Origin of the sequence: Gottfriedia endophytica (assembly GCF_017814275.1) — a bacterium.
In the GTDB taxonomy this organism is placed as follows: Bacteria; Bacillota; Bacilli; order Bacillales; family Bacillaceae_G; genus Gottfriedia; species Gottfriedia endophytica.
Genome location: NZ_JAGIYQ010000001.1, coordinates 300,639 through 316,300, shown reverse-complemented (window position 1 = coordinate 316,300; position 15,662 = coordinate 300,639). Strand labels below are relative to the sequence as shown.

19 protein-coding genes are annotated in these 15,662 nt (G+C 32.7%); 14 read left to right on the top strand and 5 right to left on the bottom strand.

Translation table 11 applies throughout. The annotated features are described in order from the left end of the window. Positions 1 to 473 precede the first annotated feature (473 nt). Positions 474 to 998 carry a BofC C-terminal domain-containing protein gene (locus tag J5Y03_RS01545; protein ID WP_209401699.1) on the top strand — a complete coding sequence of 175 codons (525 nt, stop codon included), beginning with the start codon at positions 474 to 476 and terminating at the stop codon, positions 996 to 998. 11 nt (positions 999 to 1,009) lie between these two features. On the opposite strand, the gene J5Y03_RS01540 is transcribed toward J5Y03_RS01545, so the two are convergent. Beyond that, on the bottom strand, positions 1,010 to 1,567 hold the full coding sequence (locus tag J5Y03_RS01540; RefSeq protein ID WP_245208685.1) for a GNAT family N-acetyltransferase: 558 nt from the start codon (positions 1,565 to 1,567) through the stop codon (positions 1,010 to 1,012). 118 nt (positions 1,568 to 1,685) lie between these two features. Between J5Y03_RS01540 and ruvA the strand changes: the two genes are divergently transcribed. From ruvA to J5Y03_RS20065, 7 genes are all read left to right on the top strand, one after another. Beyond that, positions 1,686 to 2,303 (top strand): Holliday junction branch migration protein RuvA, encoded by a 618-nt coding sequence (gene ruvA / locus J5Y03_RS01535; RefSeq protein WP_209401697.1) that lies wholly within the window; start codon positions 1,686 to 1,688, stop codon positions 2,301 to 2,303. Between the two features lie 5 nt (positions 2,304 to 2,308). Next, positions 2,309 to 3,310, top strand: coding sequence for a Holliday junction branch migration DNA helicase RuvB (gene ruvB / locus J5Y03_RS01530; RefSeq protein WP_209401695.1), 1,002 nt, complete (start codon positions 2,309 to 2,311; stop codon positions 3,308 to 3,310). Next, entirely contained in the window at positions 3,307 to 3,507 is a 201-nt protein-coding gene (locus J5Y03_RS01525) for a DUF2905 domain-containing protein (protein WP_209401693.1), read from the top strand. The genes ruvB and J5Y03_RS01525 overlap by 4 nt, the downstream gene beginning before the upstream one ends. Before the next feature lie 362 nt (positions 3,508 to 3,869). Further along, the gene (gene queA / locus J5Y03_RS01520; protein WP_209401691.1) at positions 3,870 to 4,898 is read left to right on the top strand and encodes a tRNA preQ1(34) S-adenosylmethionine ribosyltransferase-isomerase QueA; all 1,029 of its coding nucleotides are present in this window, start codon (positions 3,870 to 3,872) and stop codon (positions 4,896 to 4,898) included. A 21-nt stretch (positions 4,899 to 4,919) separates the two neighbouring features. Beyond that, on the top strand, positions 4,920 to 6,059 hold the full coding sequence (gene tgt / locus J5Y03_RS01515) for a tRNA guanosine(34) transglycosylase Tgt (RefSeq protein WP_209401689.1): 1,140 nt from the start codon (positions 4,920 to 4,922) through the stop codon (positions 6,057 to 6,059). A 20-nt stretch (positions 6,060 to 6,079) separates the two neighbouring features. Continuing rightward, complete coding sequence (gene yajC / locus J5Y03_RS01510; protein WP_209401687.1) at positions 6,080 to 6,364, top strand: preprotein translocase subunit YajC; 285 nt, start codon at positions 6,080 to 6,082, stop codon at positions 6,362 to 6,364. 187 nt (positions 6,365 to 6,551) lie between these two features. After that, complete coding sequence (locus J5Y03_RS20065; protein ID WP_209401685.1) at positions 6,552 to 8,294, top strand: methyl-accepting chemotaxis protein; 1,743 nt, start codon at positions 6,552 to 6,554, stop codon at positions 8,292 to 8,294. 404 nt (positions 8,295 to 8,698) lie between these two features. Here J5Y03_RS20065 and J5Y03_RS01500 read toward each other — a convergent pair whose 3' ends face one another. Then, positions 8,699 to 9,070 (bottom strand): TIGR04086 family membrane protein, encoded by a 372-nt coding sequence (locus J5Y03_RS01500; RefSeq protein ID WP_209401683.1) that lies wholly within the window; start codon positions 9,068 to 9,070, stop codon positions 8,699 to 8,701. 121 nt (positions 9,071 to 9,191) lie between these two features. Here J5Y03_RS01500 and J5Y03_RS01495 point away from each other — a divergent pair, with 121 nt between their 5' ends. The 5 genes from J5Y03_RS01495 (at position 9,192) to J5Y03_RS01475 (ending at position 12,068) form a co-directional block, all read left to right on the top strand. Further along, a complete protein-coding gene (locus tag J5Y03_RS01495) occupies positions 9,192 to 9,842 on the top strand; it encodes a DUF421 domain-containing protein (protein ID WP_209401681.1) in 651 nt (216 codons plus the stop codon). Between the two features lie 373 nt (positions 9,843 to 10,215). After that, the gene (locus J5Y03_RS01490) at positions 10,216 to 10,668 is read left to right on the top strand and encodes a hypothetical protein (RefSeq protein ID WP_209401679.1); all 453 of its coding nucleotides are present in this window, start codon (positions 10,216 to 10,218) and stop codon (positions 10,666 to 10,668) included. A gap of 239 nt (positions 10,669 to 10,907) precedes the next feature. Further along, entirely contained in the window at positions 10,908 to 11,330 is a 423-nt protein-coding gene (locus J5Y03_RS01485; protein WP_209401677.1) for a VOC family protein, read from the top strand. A 55-nt stretch (positions 11,331 to 11,385) separates the two neighbouring features. Continuing rightward, complete coding sequence (locus J5Y03_RS01480) at positions 11,386 to 11,619, top strand: hypothetical protein (RefSeq protein WP_209401675.1); 234 nt, start codon at positions 11,386 to 11,388, stop codon at positions 11,617 to 11,619. A 143-nt stretch (positions 11,620 to 11,762) separates the two neighbouring features. After that, complete coding sequence (locus tag J5Y03_RS01475) at positions 11,763 to 12,068, top strand: hypothetical protein (RefSeq protein ID WP_209401673.1); 306 nt, start codon at positions 11,763 to 11,765, stop codon at positions 12,066 to 12,068. A 43-nt stretch (positions 12,069 to 12,111) separates the two neighbouring features. Here the strand turns inward: J5Y03_RS01475 and J5Y03_RS01470 are convergent, their stop codons facing one another. Both J5Y03_RS01470 and J5Y03_RS01465 read right to left on the bottom strand, forming a co-directional pair. Then, the gene (locus J5Y03_RS01470) at positions 12,112 to 12,396 is read right to left on the bottom strand and encodes a hypothetical protein (protein ID WP_209401671.1); all 285 of its coding nucleotides are present in this window, start codon (positions 12,394 to 12,396) and stop codon (positions 12,112 to 12,114) included. A 161-nt stretch (positions 12,397 to 12,557) separates the two neighbouring features. Continuing rightward, the gene (locus tag J5Y03_RS01465; protein WP_209401669.1) at positions 12,558 to 13,325 is read right to left on the bottom strand and encodes a DUF3888 domain-containing protein; all 768 of its coding nucleotides are present in this window, start codon (positions 13,323 to 13,325) and stop codon (positions 12,558 to 12,560) included. 354 nt (positions 13,326 to 13,679) lie between these two features. Between J5Y03_RS01465 and J5Y03_RS01460 the strand changes: the two genes are divergently transcribed. Beyond that, a complete protein-coding gene (locus tag J5Y03_RS01460) occupies positions 13,680 to 14,126 on the top strand; it encodes a lipoprotein (protein WP_209401667.1) in 447 nt (148 codons plus the stop codon). A 175-nt stretch (positions 14,127 to 14,301) separates the two neighbouring features. Here J5Y03_RS01460 and J5Y03_RS01455 read toward each other — a convergent pair. Then, a protein-coding gene (locus J5Y03_RS01455) for an IS3 family transposase (protein ID WP_209401661.1) occupies positions 14,302 to 15,647 on the bottom strand; the annotation gives its coding sequence in 2 pieces (ribosomal slippage) (positions 14,302 to 15,191 and positions 15,191 to 15,647; 1,347 coding nt in all). Positions 15,648 to 15,662: the final 15 nt, after the last annotated feature.

The window sequence follows — 15,662 nt, the reverse complement described above, 5'->3', positions numbered from 1 at the left end:
TTCAACTAACGCATGCATTAATTACATAAGGTCTAAAGGCTGTCTAATTAGGCAGTCTTTTTTTTAGTTCAAAAATCAACATTTTAATTTAGCAGAGCCTTTTCAAAAAATATGGCTCTTTTCTAAAAGATTGTTGCTTTTAGATTTAACTTTAAAGACAGAAGTTGATTCGGGCGGAAGGTGCGAGACTCCTGTGGGAATAGCGGGAAGGCTGAGACCCCGCAGGAGCGATAGCGACAAGGAGGCTCAGCTCACGCCCCACGGAAAGGGAGCAACCTGGAGTTGTAATCAACTAAAACATTCTAAAATAGTCAAAAAGATTTGTTGTTTTTAAAAAGGTTTAGTTAAAACAAACTAAACTCACTGTTAAACAGTATAAGAAAGCAGCTTAATTTTTATAAAAATGGATAATTGGGTTTTGAATGGTCAGAATAGTACTAGTAAACAACTATTCTCCTTTTGAGGTGATGAGTATGTATATTCGCATAGCGTCTATATTGAGTGTTTTATTAGTACTCTTTTTTGCTAATGATGGAAAAGTTTTTTCTACTACTAAACATACAAAGAATAATGAACAATATTCAGTGTCTACGATACAGAAATTGACAGTAATTCTTCATCGGGTCTATGTTAATGGTGAAGTTTTAGAAGAAATTTATTTAAATCAACATAAAACAAATGCAGATGTAAAAAAACAATTTTCTGATTGGCAAGTTGTTGAAGAAAATAAGAATGAAATTGTATTATTAAAAAAATTTGATGATCTTTCACCAAGTCTAAAATCGCATGGATATATAGGGATTTCAAATGACGGAATGTTAAATTTGTACATTGGATTTCCAAAATCAAATAATATAATTGATTCGTTCTTTCAAATTGATACAACTAAATTAGAGGTTTACAGGCAAAATCAATTAAAGAGAGGAATTCGTGTCAAAACAAAAAAACATTATGAAAAAATTTTACATGACTTAAAACAATATGCTTTAAAAAACTAGAGGACATGTATTTACACGTCCTCTTTCATTTGCCATTCTTCTTTTAAGATTGATAAAACAAAAGTATCATGTGCAGTGTTTCCTTGGACGATATATTTTCTCAATATTCCTTCCTTAGAAAACCCTAAATTTGTTAATAGTGAAATAGATGCGATATTTTCAGGGTAAACAATTGCACCAATACGATTTAAATTAAGCTTTTCAAAACCATAAGTGATAATTGTTGAAATAGCTTCTTTTACATAACCTTTTCGCCAATAATCCGGATGTAGTTCGTAACCAATTTCAGTACGGTTATTTTTAGGGGCGAAGACATTAAATCCACATGTTCCAATTAATTTGCCATTTTCTTTTAAAGCAATTCCCCACCTGAATCCTCTTTGTGCTTGGAAATTTTCCTTAAACAAATTAATTAAATCAAGAACCTGGCTTGAGTTTGTCAAAGCGTCCATTCCATAATATCGAGTCACATCTTCTCGAGACAAAAATTCAAATAAACTATTTAAGTCTGTTGCTGTGATTTCACGTAGAATCAAACGCTCTGTTTCTAAAGTTGGAAATATGTACATAGTAGTTTCTCCTTAATGGATATATTTAGTTGAGAAATTAATGTTTTCGATATGAAGCAGTTTTTTTCCTTCTTATAGTTATGGTAAAATGGTATCTACGGAAAAAGGGGAGAGCGCTGTGTACGAATATATTATTGGACAAGTTGATTGGGTTGGCCCTGAGTATGTTGTTATAAATCATAATGGATTGGGCTATCAAATTTACACCCCAAATCCTTTTGTATTTAGACCATCTCAAGAACAAGTAAAAGTATATACGCATTTGTATGTGCGTGAAGATATAATGATGTTATATGGATTTAAAACGTTTGATGAAAGACTGCTTTTTCAGAAACTACTGAATGTGTCTGGAATTGGTCCAAAAGGTGCTTTAGCAATCGTTGCGACAGGAGAACCAAATAAGGTTGTACGTGCGATTGAAGAAGAAGATGAAGTATTTTTAACCAAATTCCCTGGAGTAGGAAAAAAAACAGCAAGGCAAATGATTTTAGATTTAAAAGGAAAGCTAGAGAAAGTATTTGGAGCTGTGCAAGTTGATTTATTTACAGATCTGGATGCATTAGAACAAAAAGATACATCAAAAGCGTCTTTAGAAGATGCGCTTGAGGCACTGCAAGCACTAGGATATGCAGAGAAAGAAGTAAAGAAAATTATTCCTACTCTACAGGCAGAGCAATTATCTACAGATGAGTATATTAAAAAAGCTCTTCAATTACTTTTGCAGGCTAAGAGGTGAGTAGAATGGATGACCGAATTCTTTCAAGTGAGAGTCATGGGGAAGAATTTGATAGTGAACTATCCCTGCGACCACAATCATTAAGAGAATATATTGGGCAAGATAAAGTTAAAAAGAACTTGCAAGTATTTATTGAAGCTGCAAAAATGCGAAATGAATCATTAGATCATGTTCTTCTTTATGGGCCTCCAGGTTTAGGGAAAACAACTCTTGCTGCGATCATAGCAAATGAGTTAGGGGTTGGCTTTAAAACAACTTCTGGTCCTGCTATTGAAAGACCAGGAGATTTAGCTGCCATCTTAACATCTCTTCAACCGGGTGATGTGCTATTTATTGATGAAATTCATCGTCTTCCAAGAACAATCGAGGAAGTTTTATATCCAGCAATGGAAGATTTCTTTTTTGATATTGTAATTGGAAAAGATGCAACTGCTCGTTCAGTTCGTATTGACCTACCTCCATTTACATTAATCGGAGCTACAACGAGAGCAGGGCTATTATCTGCACCGTTAAGGGATCGTTTTGGAGTATTGAATCGATTAGAGTTTTATACGGTAGAACAGTTAGCTCTAATTGTCACTCGAACAGCTGAACTGTTTGAGATGGGAATTGAAAAGTCAGCAGCATTAGAAATAGCAAGGCGTTCAAGAGGAACACCTCGTATAGCAAACCGCTTACTTCGCCGAGTAAGAGATTTTGCACAAGTTAATGGAAACGGATTTATTGATTTTGAAATTGCACAAAGCTCATTAATTGCAATGCAAGTAGATGAAGTTGGATTAGACCACATAGATCATAAACTTTTATTAGCAATCATTGAACGCTTTCGTGGAGGTCCTGTTGGGATTGATACAATTGCAGCTTCAATTGGGGAAGAATCACAAACAATTGAGGATGTATATGAGCCATATTTATTACAAATAGGGTTTATCCAACGAACACCAAGAGGACGTATTGTAACAGATTTAACATATAAACATTTTAAACTAGAAGTACCAAACACATGATGGATCTTTCTAAGATCCTCATCACATTAGGTGCTATTTTACTTATAATCGGTATTCTATTAAAATTAATAGGAAAATTACCTGGGGACATCCTGATCAAAAAAGGAAACTTCACTTTCTACTTCCCAATCGTAACATGCATCATTATTAGCATTATCCTATCGTTACTATTTTCGTTTTTTGGAAGAGGAAAATAGAAAAGCGGAAACGACTTGCTTGTTGTGAAATGACCGAGGGGATATTCGTTGGAGCTAGACAGTAAAAAAGTAAACTACTTAAAAAAGGCTATTTTCTAAAAGCTCTTTTTAAAAGAATAGTTGCTTTTAGGTATTGTAACTTTTAAGACAGAAGTTGATTGGAATGGAAGGTTGCTCGACTCCTGTGGGAAATGCGGGAAGGCTGAGACCCCACAGGAGCGTATGCGACGAGGAGGCTCAGCTCACGCCCCTAGGAAAGCGAGCATCCTGGAATGGAAATCAACTTACACATACTAAAATAGCAACAATATGTACGAAAACAGCCAAAACAAAAATTGTAAACACAGAAATAGGTGAACAATGTGGATTTAAATTTATTTGATTTTCATTTACCAGAAGAATTGATAGCACAAACACCTCTACTAGACCGTGAAGCATCAAGACTTATGGTATTAAATAAAAAAACTGGAGAAGTAGAGCATAAGCACTTTCCAGACATTCTTGACTACTTACAACCTGGTGATTGTTTAGTTTTAAATGAAACAAAGGTTATGCCAGCGCGTCTTTTTGGAGAAAAAGAAGATACAGGAGCACAAATCGAAGTACTTCTACTGAAACAAGAAGAAAAAGATGAGTGGGAAACGCTTGTTAAACCTGCTAAAAGAGTGAAGATTGGCTCAGTCATCTCTTTTGGAGATGGTCGATTAAAGGCTGAGTGTGTTGGAATTGGCGAACAGGGAGGCAGAAAGCTAAAGTTTCATTATGATGGGATTTTTTATGAAATTCTTGATCAACTTGGTGAAATGCCTTTACCTCCTTATATTAAAGAGAAGCTGGATGATAAGGATCGTTACCAAACTGTCTTTGCGAAAGAAATTGGTTCAGCAGCAGCACCTACAGCAGGCCTTCATTTTACTGAAAAACTATTAGAGAAAGTGAAGCAAAAAGGTGTAAAGCTAGCGTTTATTACATTACATGTTGGACTAGGTACATTCCGTCCAGTAAGTGTAGATAAAATTGAAGAACATGATATGCACTCTGAATATTACTATATGTCTGATGAGACAGCACAGCTGTTAAATACTGTAAAGGCAGCTGGAGGACGTATAATAACAGTTGGGACAACATCTACACGTACGGTGGAAACAATTGCTTCAGCAAATGATGGTAAATTCATAGGGAGCAGTGGTTGGACGTCTATCTTCATCTATCCTGGGTATGAATTTAAAGGGATTGATGGGATGATTACTAACTTCCATTTACCTAAATCAACATTGATCATGTTAATTAGTTCGCTTGCTGGTAGAGAAAATGTTTTAAAAGCATACGAAGAAGCTGTAACAGAAAGATATCGTTTCTTTAGTTTTGGAGATGCGATGCTACTAATTTAGTGAAATGAAAGGACTAAAAGAATGACAGCAATACGCTACGAACACATAAAAACTTGTAAACAAACAGGAGCTCGTTTAGGAATTGTTCATACGCCACACGGCTCATTTGAAACACCTACGTTTATGCCAGTCGGAACACTAGCAACGGTAAAAACGATGTCACCTGAAGACTTAAAAGCAATGGGTGCAGGAATCATTTTAAGTAATACGTATCATTTATGGTTACGTCCTGGTCATGAGATTGTCAAAAAAGCTGGTGGCTTACACAAATTTATGAATTGGGATCGTGCAATCTTAACGGACTCTGGAGGCTTCCAAGTATTTAGTTTAAGTGAATTCCGCAAAATTGAGGAAGAGGGAGTTCATTTCCGAAATCACTTAAATGGAGATAAACTATTCCTTTCACCTGAAAAAGCAATGGAGATTCAAAATGCTCTAGGTTCTGATATTATGATGGCATTTGATGAATGTCCTCCATATCCAGCAGAATACGATTATATGAAACGTTCGGTTGAGCGTACAAGTCGTTGGGCTGAACGTTGTCTAAAAGCTCATCAGCGTCCTGAAGACCAAGGTTTATTTGGGATTGTGCAAGGTGGAGAATATGAGGAGTTACGTAAACAAAGTGCACGTGATTTAGTATCTATGGATTTCCCAGGTTATGCAATTGGGGGATTATCTGTTGGTGAACCAAAAGATGTTATGAACCGAGTACTAGAATTTACAACACCTTTTTTACCAGCTGATAAGCCTCGTTATTTAATGGGTGTTGGTTCGCCGGATTCATTAATTGACGGAGCAATTCGTGGAGTAGATATGTTTGACTGTGTATTACCATCACGTATCGCACGAAATGGTACATGTATGACAAGTGAAGGACGTTTAGTTGTTAAAAATGCAAAATATGCAGATGATTATACTCCGCTTGATCCAAATTGTGATTGCTATACATGTAAAAACTATACTCGAGCATATATACGTCACTTAATTCGTTGTGATGAAACATTCGGAATTCGTTTAACTACTTACCATAACTTGCATTTTCTGTTAAAATTAATGGAAGGTGTTCGTCAAGCAATTCGTGAAGATCGATTAGGTGATTTCCGCGAAGAGTTCTTTGAACAATATGGTTTTAACAAACCGAACGCTAAAAATTTCTAATTTGGAAGGATGTATAAGAAATGTCAGGATTGATGAATTTATTACCATTAGTATTAATGGTTGTGATTTTCTACTTTTTATTAATACGCCCACAACAAAAACGTCAAAAAGCGACTGCATCAATGCAATCTTCGCTTAAAAAGGGTGATCAAGTTGTTACAATTGGTGGTTTCCATGGAATCATTGATTCAGTAAACGAAGAACAAGGAACATTTACTTTAAAATCAACTGATGGTTCAAAACTTGTTTTTGATCGTAATGCAATTCGTGAATCAAAAACAAAAAATGAAGCAGAAGCAAAATAATCGTTTAATTTAATTCATTTTGAATGAAATTAACCTGGATTGTAGACAAGCTTAGCAAGTCTATGATCCAGGTTATTTTGTTTTCTGCATTTTCGATATTATTTAAAAATAGAAAAAATTACCTACTTAATGATTTTTAAATAGTCCGATATAAGGGATGATTAAAAATAATTCTGAAGGTGATTTGGTGCGTAATCAAAAGAAATCAAGCTTATCTGTCAAAATTGTTTTATTTTCTTCACTAATTATGATACTGCTAACAGTCATATCCATCGTTTTTTTGTACGATAACATTTCAAAGTCTAGTCAAGAAACGATGAAAGAAATAAATGTTCAAACAGCTAAAAGAATTGCGTCAAAAATTGATAAAAGCCTGTATCAAAGCTTTTTACAAAATAAAACGGAAAGTGAAGTTTATTGGCAAATTAGAAAACAGCTAAATGACTATCGAATAAAAAATGGTGCCTTATATGTTTACACGATGCAAGGTAGTGACTCAATAAAACCGTCCATATTAATTGATGGACAACCAAAAAATGCAGAGGCATCTCCAATTGGGGAGCTTACAGCTACGCCTATAAACTATATTAAAGATGTTCAAAGTGGGAAATCAGTTAGTTCGGATATTATTCATGATAAAAAGTACGGAGATTATCTTTCATCTTTTGTTCCGATTAAGGATACTGAAGGGAATGTTATTGGCATATTAGGTGTTGATGCAGATGCGAAATATGTAAATGGAGTTTCACATGTTGTTGAGATGAAGACAGGTCCGACACTAATCATAATTTTAATACTTAGTATGTTATGTGGAATTATTGCTCTTTCAATATACATAAGATATAGACTAAAACCATTAAAAATTTTAACCGAAAAGGCTGAATTAATAGCTTCAGGGAATATTAGTCTGGCCGAAGAAAGCCTTAGAACGAATTCAATTAAATCTTCTGATGAAATTGGAATCTTATTCATTCAATTTAAACAAATGGTTTCTACTATGCAAGAAATTTTAGGGAAAGTATCAGAAACGACAAATCTAGTCGTTTCATCATCAGAGAAATTGGCTAATAATGCAGATGAAACAGCTAAAAAGAATTATGAGATAACACAGGCTATTCAGGAAGTAGCAAGCGGATCAGACCAACAAGTCAACTCAGTAGAAAACAGTGCAAGCGCATTAGAGGAAAATACAACTGGAATTGTTAGAGTAGCCGAAACCTCGAACTTAATTGCTGAATTAGCGAATCATACAATCGATAAGGCAAAAGATGGTGGACAGTCAATTGAAAAAACAGTAAGACAAATTAATAAAATTGAAGAAGTAGTAAATACGACCGATGATACTATAAAAAATTTGATTCAACACTCTAAAGGAATAGATAATTTCTTAATATTAATTAAAGAAATATCTGAGCAAACAAACCTGTTATCGTTAAATGCTGCAATTGAAGCTGCGAGAGCAGGAGAACAGGGTAAAGGATTTGCTGTTGTAGCAGGTGAAGTGAGAAAATTAGCCGATCAATCGAAACATGCAGCGGACCAAATTGGAGAATTAGTAAAGGCAATGCAAGTAGAAACTGATTCTTCAGTTAGATCAATCAATCTTGTAAAATCTGAGGTAAAAGAAGGGGTACAAGATGTTCTGAAAACGAGAGAACATTTTGTTGAAATTTTACATGATATGGAAAGAGTTACAGAGCAAATTCATGAAATGTCAGCGACTGCTGAAGAAATGTCTGCTGGTTCTGAAGAAGTAACTGCATCTGTAGCTGAAATAGCAGAGATAGCGAAATTATCAGCAAAAAATACGTATCAAGTAAATGCAGCTATTCAAGAACAATTAGTCTCAATGGAAGAAATTCATGTTTTAACAAACCATTTAGTAGGAATAGCAGACGAACTACAATCACTTATGGGGAAATTTAAATAAGACCCGGTATAGTTGTTATAAATACAAAAAAGGTATTGAGAGCTTAGAATTCTCAATACCTTTTTAATTTAGTTAATGGATCTTTTCTAAAGGCTCTTTTTTAAAAGATTGTTGCTTTAGTTTTTGCAAACTTTATGACAGAAGTTTATTGGAACGGAAGGATGCCCATGCTCCTGTGGGAGATGCGGGAAGGCTGAGACCCCACAGGAGCGTATGCGACGAGGAGGCTCAGCTCACGCCCCAAGGAAAGCGAGCGTCCCTACGTTCCAATCAACTTACACATTCTGTAATAGCAACAATGTAAATGAAAACAGCCTTTCTAAAAGATTGGTTTTAAGGTTTTGTTAAAGCAGGATACTAAGAAAGAAGTTAGTTGGAGACGGAATAATAAGGATTATTTCAATTTATTTTTGTGAGCTAGCGTTAACTCCGAAAATAGAGCCAATAACACAAACTCCAAGGAATATCAGATGATAAAACATTTGATGATTGCTAAATGGTTTAGAATAACCAAGGTACTGAACTAAGAAAACGACAAAGCTATAGAGAACGCTTGTTAACAGTCCTAGTAACCAACCCTTTGTTTTACCTTTTGCACCAGTTATAAATCCACCAATAAACATAACGATAAACGATAAAATTAGTGCAATTAAATCTACACTAGATTCAGTTAGAGATGTTACTTTTAAAAGAAAAGATAGAATGAGACTAAGTGATAAGATTAATAATAATATGGTTAAAACACCATATGAAACTGCAATGGCTGTTTTTTTCATTATGCTCTCCCCCCCTTGTACACTACTAATACAAGCATATTCATTAGAAAAAAATTTAGAATAGTTTATTAGTAAATACAGATACTATTGTTATGTGAATTGAACGATTGGGGGAAGATGAATGGATTATATACATATGACCATTCGAACTGTTACTGTATACATTTCTATTGCTATTTTCTTTCGAATAATGGGAAAAAGGGAAATTGGAGAACTTAGTCTGTTAGATTTAGTTGTTTTTATTTTGTTAACTGAAATTGCTGCGATTGGTATTGAAAATCACAAAATTCCAATACATGAAGTAACTTATCCAATGATCGTGATAGTTTTAATTCAAATTTTATTTTCATTTATATCATTAAAAAGTGTTAGATTTCGAAAAATTTTAGACGGGAAGCCTGTTTTTCTAATTCATAATGGGAAAGTTCTAGATAAAGAAATGAAAAAACAGCGCTACACATTTGATGACTTACTATTACAACTACATGAAAATAATATTGGAGATGTAAGAGATGTCCAATATGCGATATTAGAAACAAATGGTAAGTTATCAATTTTTCAGAAACCTTCACAAAATCAAAATGAACAATCGGACTTAACTTTTCCTTTAATATTAGATGGCATTATTCAAAATGATAATTTAAAGCAATATCAGAAAGATGAAGAATGGTTATTAGCAGAATTGAAAAAACATGGGTATCATGATTCAAAACACATTGCTTATTGTAGTATTAGAAAAGGAAAAATGTTTATAGATGAAAAAGATCAATAAAGAGAGGCATCCAAAAGATTTAATCTTGGATGCCTTTTACGTTTTTGGGAGGCCCTGATTTATATAATTGTTGTTCCTTAGATTGTTTGATTAATGAGAATTTATGACACTCCTATGGGAAAACGGGTTTGACAGTTCGTCCGCCGAAAAAGAACGGACTCTATTGATTATCACCGATTTAGTTTAAAAGCGCTTTTTAAATAAATGCTTTTTTTAAGCCCTGTTAAAGTATAATGTTGATTTTCTTATTAAACTAACTGGCAGTATAGTTCAATAAGCAAAGGACTTATTGGAATTAAATGGAATATAATAAAGGTAATAAAAGGAACATTAGGGGCATTCTTTGTCATTGATATCATAAGGGGTGAGGAAAATGACCAAGAAAAATAATTTTATACAGAACATAATATTTCTTCTTTGTATCATAGTAATTATTGGTACAATATATTATTTTCGCCCTTTAAGTGCAAATAACGTATTTCCTGAATTGGAAAATGTAGAAAAGATAGCTTTCATTGTGCGGTTTGATGAAAAGAAAGATGCTGAGATTAAAAATATTGAAATTAAAGAAAAAGAAGTGGATTATTTCATAAATTTGTTAGAGATGACCAAGTATCAAAGAGTTTTTGGTGAGACGAATATACAAAGTCAAACAAACGCGTTTGATATTGTAATAGTTCATAATTCGAGCAATTATTCAATTGTTATTAATAATAAAGGATATGTAGTCGTAGATGAAATGAATAGTAAGAAAAAATATAAAATTTTAAGTTCCAAAAACGACACTTTGATAAAGTTAATTGATGAGATGCTAAATAGCAAATAGCGATTATAGAAATCTTATGCAACTAACGCATGCGATAGTCGAACAAAAATATGCTGCTTTTGGGAGCCTTTTTTATTGCACTATTAGGCAGTTTGGAGAAATAAGAAAATTCAAAAAATGAATAGTTAGATAAGTCAACATTAATGGTATAATTTATCTGAAAAACTCTGTAAAGATGAACATTATAATAATTTATGGCGTAAGGCTTTATATTATACCAAGAAAGAAGGGGTAATAAAATGATACAATCTGTTGTACATATTGCTTTGGTTGTTAAAGATTATGATGAAGCCATTGAGTTTTACACAAAAAAACTTCATTTTACGTTAATTGAAGATACATATCAACCAGATCAAGATAAACGCTGGGTAGTAATATCACCACCTAACTCGTCTGGAACTACAATATTACTTGCAAGGTCTTCAAAACCAGAACAAATATCTTTTATTGGAAATCAAGCAGGAGGAAGAGTTTTTCTATTCCTTGGTACAGATGACTTTTGGAGAGACTATAATGATATGATAGCAAAAGGAATTGAATTCGTTAGAGAACCAGAAGAACAATCATATGGTATTGTTGCTGTATTCAAAGATTTATATGGAAACTTATGGGATTTACTTCAATTTAAAGAAAGTCATCCGATGTTTCAACGAGTAAAATAGTCAAAATCTATAAAAAACTTACTAAAGTAGGGATAGTTCATTAAACAATGAGTATATGTTACTAAAACAAAAGTTAGTCACTGATGAAGAGATTTCTGCATTTAAGAAAGTGCAAAATGAAACTATAGAAACTGTTATTTATAGAATAATGGAAATGTTCGATGGCTATGGTGATTTGTCATTTGATGTTGAATTAATAAATAAGAATACCAATGAATCTGTAAAAAGTAATATCGAATTACATGATCAATTTATGAATTACATTTACGACCAAGAAAATCAAAAATGAATGTTCCTTATGTAACTAACGCATGCAATAGTTGAATAAGTCTTTGGAGCCGTCATAGGCTCCTGTTTTTCTTTCTAACAGTATAATTAAAACGGAAATGATATAATTTACTCGAAAGACCCAACAGATAGGAGAAATTAAAATTGATAGTTAAAATTGAATTTACTTACGAAGAAGATACAGTTTATATTAGATGTCCTGCAAAAGTTGGAAGAAACATTCGACAATTACAAAGAGATTTTGATACATGGTTATATGATAGAAAAAACAATCACCCTTACTGGACTTCTTTTGGTGTAGAAGAAGACGGTACAGAATGCTGGGGTGTTAGTTTTAATGAAGAAGCATTTATCTATTGGCTTAATAATGTAAGATTTAACAAAGGAAAGAACGTTGCATCTCTAATAAAAGATTCGAAGGTTTTACCAAAAAAGACGATAAATTTTTAATTACATGTTCAACTAACGCATGCGTTAGTTTAACAAGGTTGGGCTACTTTTTTATCCATATTTTATATATGATTTTTCCATTTATTTTTTCTTCACTTAAACAAATACTACCATTCGTTTTATTGTAATTTATCCATTCGGGTAAAAGTTCGGCTAAACATTTTATTACCTTTTCATCAGGTGTAGCGTATCCTACATTTGTATTAGAATATAAATATAGTCCAAAATCAGGATATAATGCATCCGCCCACATTTCTGCTTGTCGATATGTTTCGAAAATATAATTATCTTCTTTGTAGCTACCGTTAATCCATATTATATTTTCCATAGGATCACTCGCCTTCAAAGTTATTAATTCATGTTTATGATTAGATTTATTTATATAGTTCAACTATCGCATGCGATAGTTGAATTGAAGATCGCTTTTTCTTATTCAACATAAGGGCGGGATAGTGAAATAAGAAAAGTTGAACCAGTTACTGTTCAGCCTTAATAATACCAGAGTAATTTAGTTTCCATTTTCTTACCTTTCTTTTGTTTTTTATCTATTACTGCCCATATACCATTTTCTTTCTCAATAATATATACCACATTTGTACCATCGCCTTTTTTAAATAGGATATATCCTTTGCTTCCCTTTAAAAAAGTAATTGGGGCAACCACATTTTTAAAAGGGTGTGTCTTTCTTGCATCTGGTGCAAGTATTGTTTTTTCAATGTTTGTTACAATTTGATTTAGCTGAATATATTCTAAATCTTTAAGTTCGTTAGGGTTATAGTGTGTGTAATCTGTTAATTGTAAATTGAATGATTGTTGTATATCTGAAAGGGTTTCATTGTAAAATGCTTCAATTTCTTTAAAGGTATCATCCCCCTCAATTTTAAAGTTAGTTATTTTGTATTCGGAGTATTGGAAATCCAATGTAATTGTTATTTTGAAATAGGGTGGATTGTGTGCGTGTTCAAATGTACTAATTTCAATTTCTGTTTCATAAGTAAATGGCTCATTAGGATTCTGATTCTTTATACTTAGAATTTCTGTGTCCATTGCACCAAAACTCATACCATAAGTTCCGTATGTTTTAAAATCTTTAAGATATTCACTAATCTTTTCTTTTATATGAGGTAAGAGAGTGATGACCAAAGCACTCCTAATAAGTTGTTCCTCGCTTAGTTTATTTTCTTTTGCTTGTGGATTATCAGGGGATAGGCTAATAAAGAAAACAGATAAAATAAAAATAAAAAAATATTTTCGCACTAAATAATCCTCCTTTATACGTTTATGGATTATTTTTGCCTAACATAAAATTATTATGATTTTTACTAACTGGGATGTTAGTTAAACAGAGATGGACTGATGGGTAGTCATTTATTGTACTAACTGGCAGGATAGTTGAATAAGTATTTTAAAGGAATATTCATAATAGAGAAGAATAATATATTAAGATGAATCTAACTCTGGAGTGACTACTAAATAGGACATGGATGGAGTTCTAATATAAAATTGGAACAATTTATTCCTAAAATGCAAATGACGTATGCGTTAGTTTATTAGAAGTAATAATTAAACAACCAGAGCTATTGTTATCTCCATTAAAAGAGGGTGAAATTGTTGAAAAAATTCTTTATTGCACTATTTTTTTTATTACTACTAACTGGTTGTACCTTAAATTTTGATTTAAAAAGTAATGAGAATGAGACTAAAATGTATGAAACTAAGTTAAATAATGGAAAAATTTCTATTTACCTTAACAAGGAAACAAGAGGATTCAATCTTTCATACTTCAAAAAAAGTGGTAATAAGTGGAAAATAGCTAGTAGTGTTGAGATTGGACCAGCTACATTAAATAAAAATTGGGCAATTTCTTCAGATACTAAACCATACTTATACTTTGGTACAGTTAGTGATCCTCAAGAGAAAATAATTGTTGGCAGTAATGATGCTACACAAGTTAAAGTAAATAATATAAACTTCTGGTATTATGTGGATTTTAAAGCAACTAAAAATCTAAGTATCTACCAAGTAATAAATGGTAAGAAAATATTGATTCAGCCATAAAGTATATCATTTATTTAAATTAATCTACTCATTAATAAAAAAATCAATTTAGAGGATAATCGTTATTCGATCATCCTCAAGTCTTGTTGAACTATCGCATGCGTTAATTGAATAAGGATTTTAAAGAAAAGGTTCTTCTCTGTGAAGTGAACCCAAAAAGTTAGACAAATAGTTTTTATGCAGCTAAAGAGGATTGGACTCTGTATTGAACAGGGGACAATCCTTTTAGTTTTATCTTAATACGCTCATGATTGTAATAGTGAATATATTCATGTAATTTCTCAATAAACTGATCCATACTGCTAAATTCCTCATTATATAGTAATTCAGACTTTAATAAGCCAAAGAAGTTTTCGATGACTGCGTTATCTAAACAATTCCCTTTACGAGACATACTTTGTTTAATGTTATTTTGTTTTAGTATCTCTCGATACTGTCTCATTTGATAGTGCCAGCCTTGATCCGAATGAAGAATTGGCTTATCTCCATCATTTAAGCAGCTCAATCCCTGTTTTAACATTTTGTAAACTAATTGAAAAACAGGACGCTTGTTAATGCTATAAGCTATAATTTCTCCGTTATATAGGTCTAATATCGGAGAAAGATATAGCTTTTCCCCATACATTTGGAATTCTGTAATATCAGTTACCCACTTCTCATTTGGATTGGAAGCTGTAAAATTTCTTTCAAGAATATTAGGTGCAATTTTCCCTACTTTCCCTTGATACGAACGATATTTCTTTGCTCGTACAGTAGCTTTCAAGCCAAGTTCATTCATCAATCGAAGTACTGCTTTATGATTTATTTGATAACCTCTTTTATGTAATTCCAAGGTAATACGACGGTAACCATAACGTCGTTTATGTAAACGATATATCTTAGTAATCATTTCTTTTATTTGACTATATTTGTCTGGTTGTTTCATATTTTTAACCCAGTAGTAGTAAGTAGCACGAGGAATATCAGTTACTTCAAGTAGAACTGATAAACTAAAATTAGACCTTAATTCACTTATGATTTGTGCTTTGATTTGGTTTGTGATTTTTCTTTTTCTTGAATTAAGGCGTGTAACTTTTTTAAATAAGCATTCTCCGCACGTAAACGCTCATTCTCTGCTTGTAATGCCTCTTGAGATCCAGGAATATATGTATTCTTTTTTTGTTTCTTCATTGGTGGACGCCCCTTTTTCTTTGGATAAAGGGCATCTATACCATGTTCTTCAAATTTTTTTCTCCACATTTCAATTGAACTTGGAGATGAAATTCTAAACTTTACAGCTGTTTCTAGAACAGAGGCCCCTGTGTCGTTCATATATTTTAATACGTCCATTTTAAGCTCTATCGGGTACTTTGTATACGTAGAAATTAATCCATCTACGCCATATTCATTATAGAAAGCTACCCAAGTTTGTACGATTTTCTTTCGAACACCAATAGATTTTCCGATTAAAGAATATGAACCTTGGCCATCAAGATATTTTTGAATGGCCGTTAATTTTTGATTCAAAGAAATTTTGGTCACAAAAAATGCACCTCC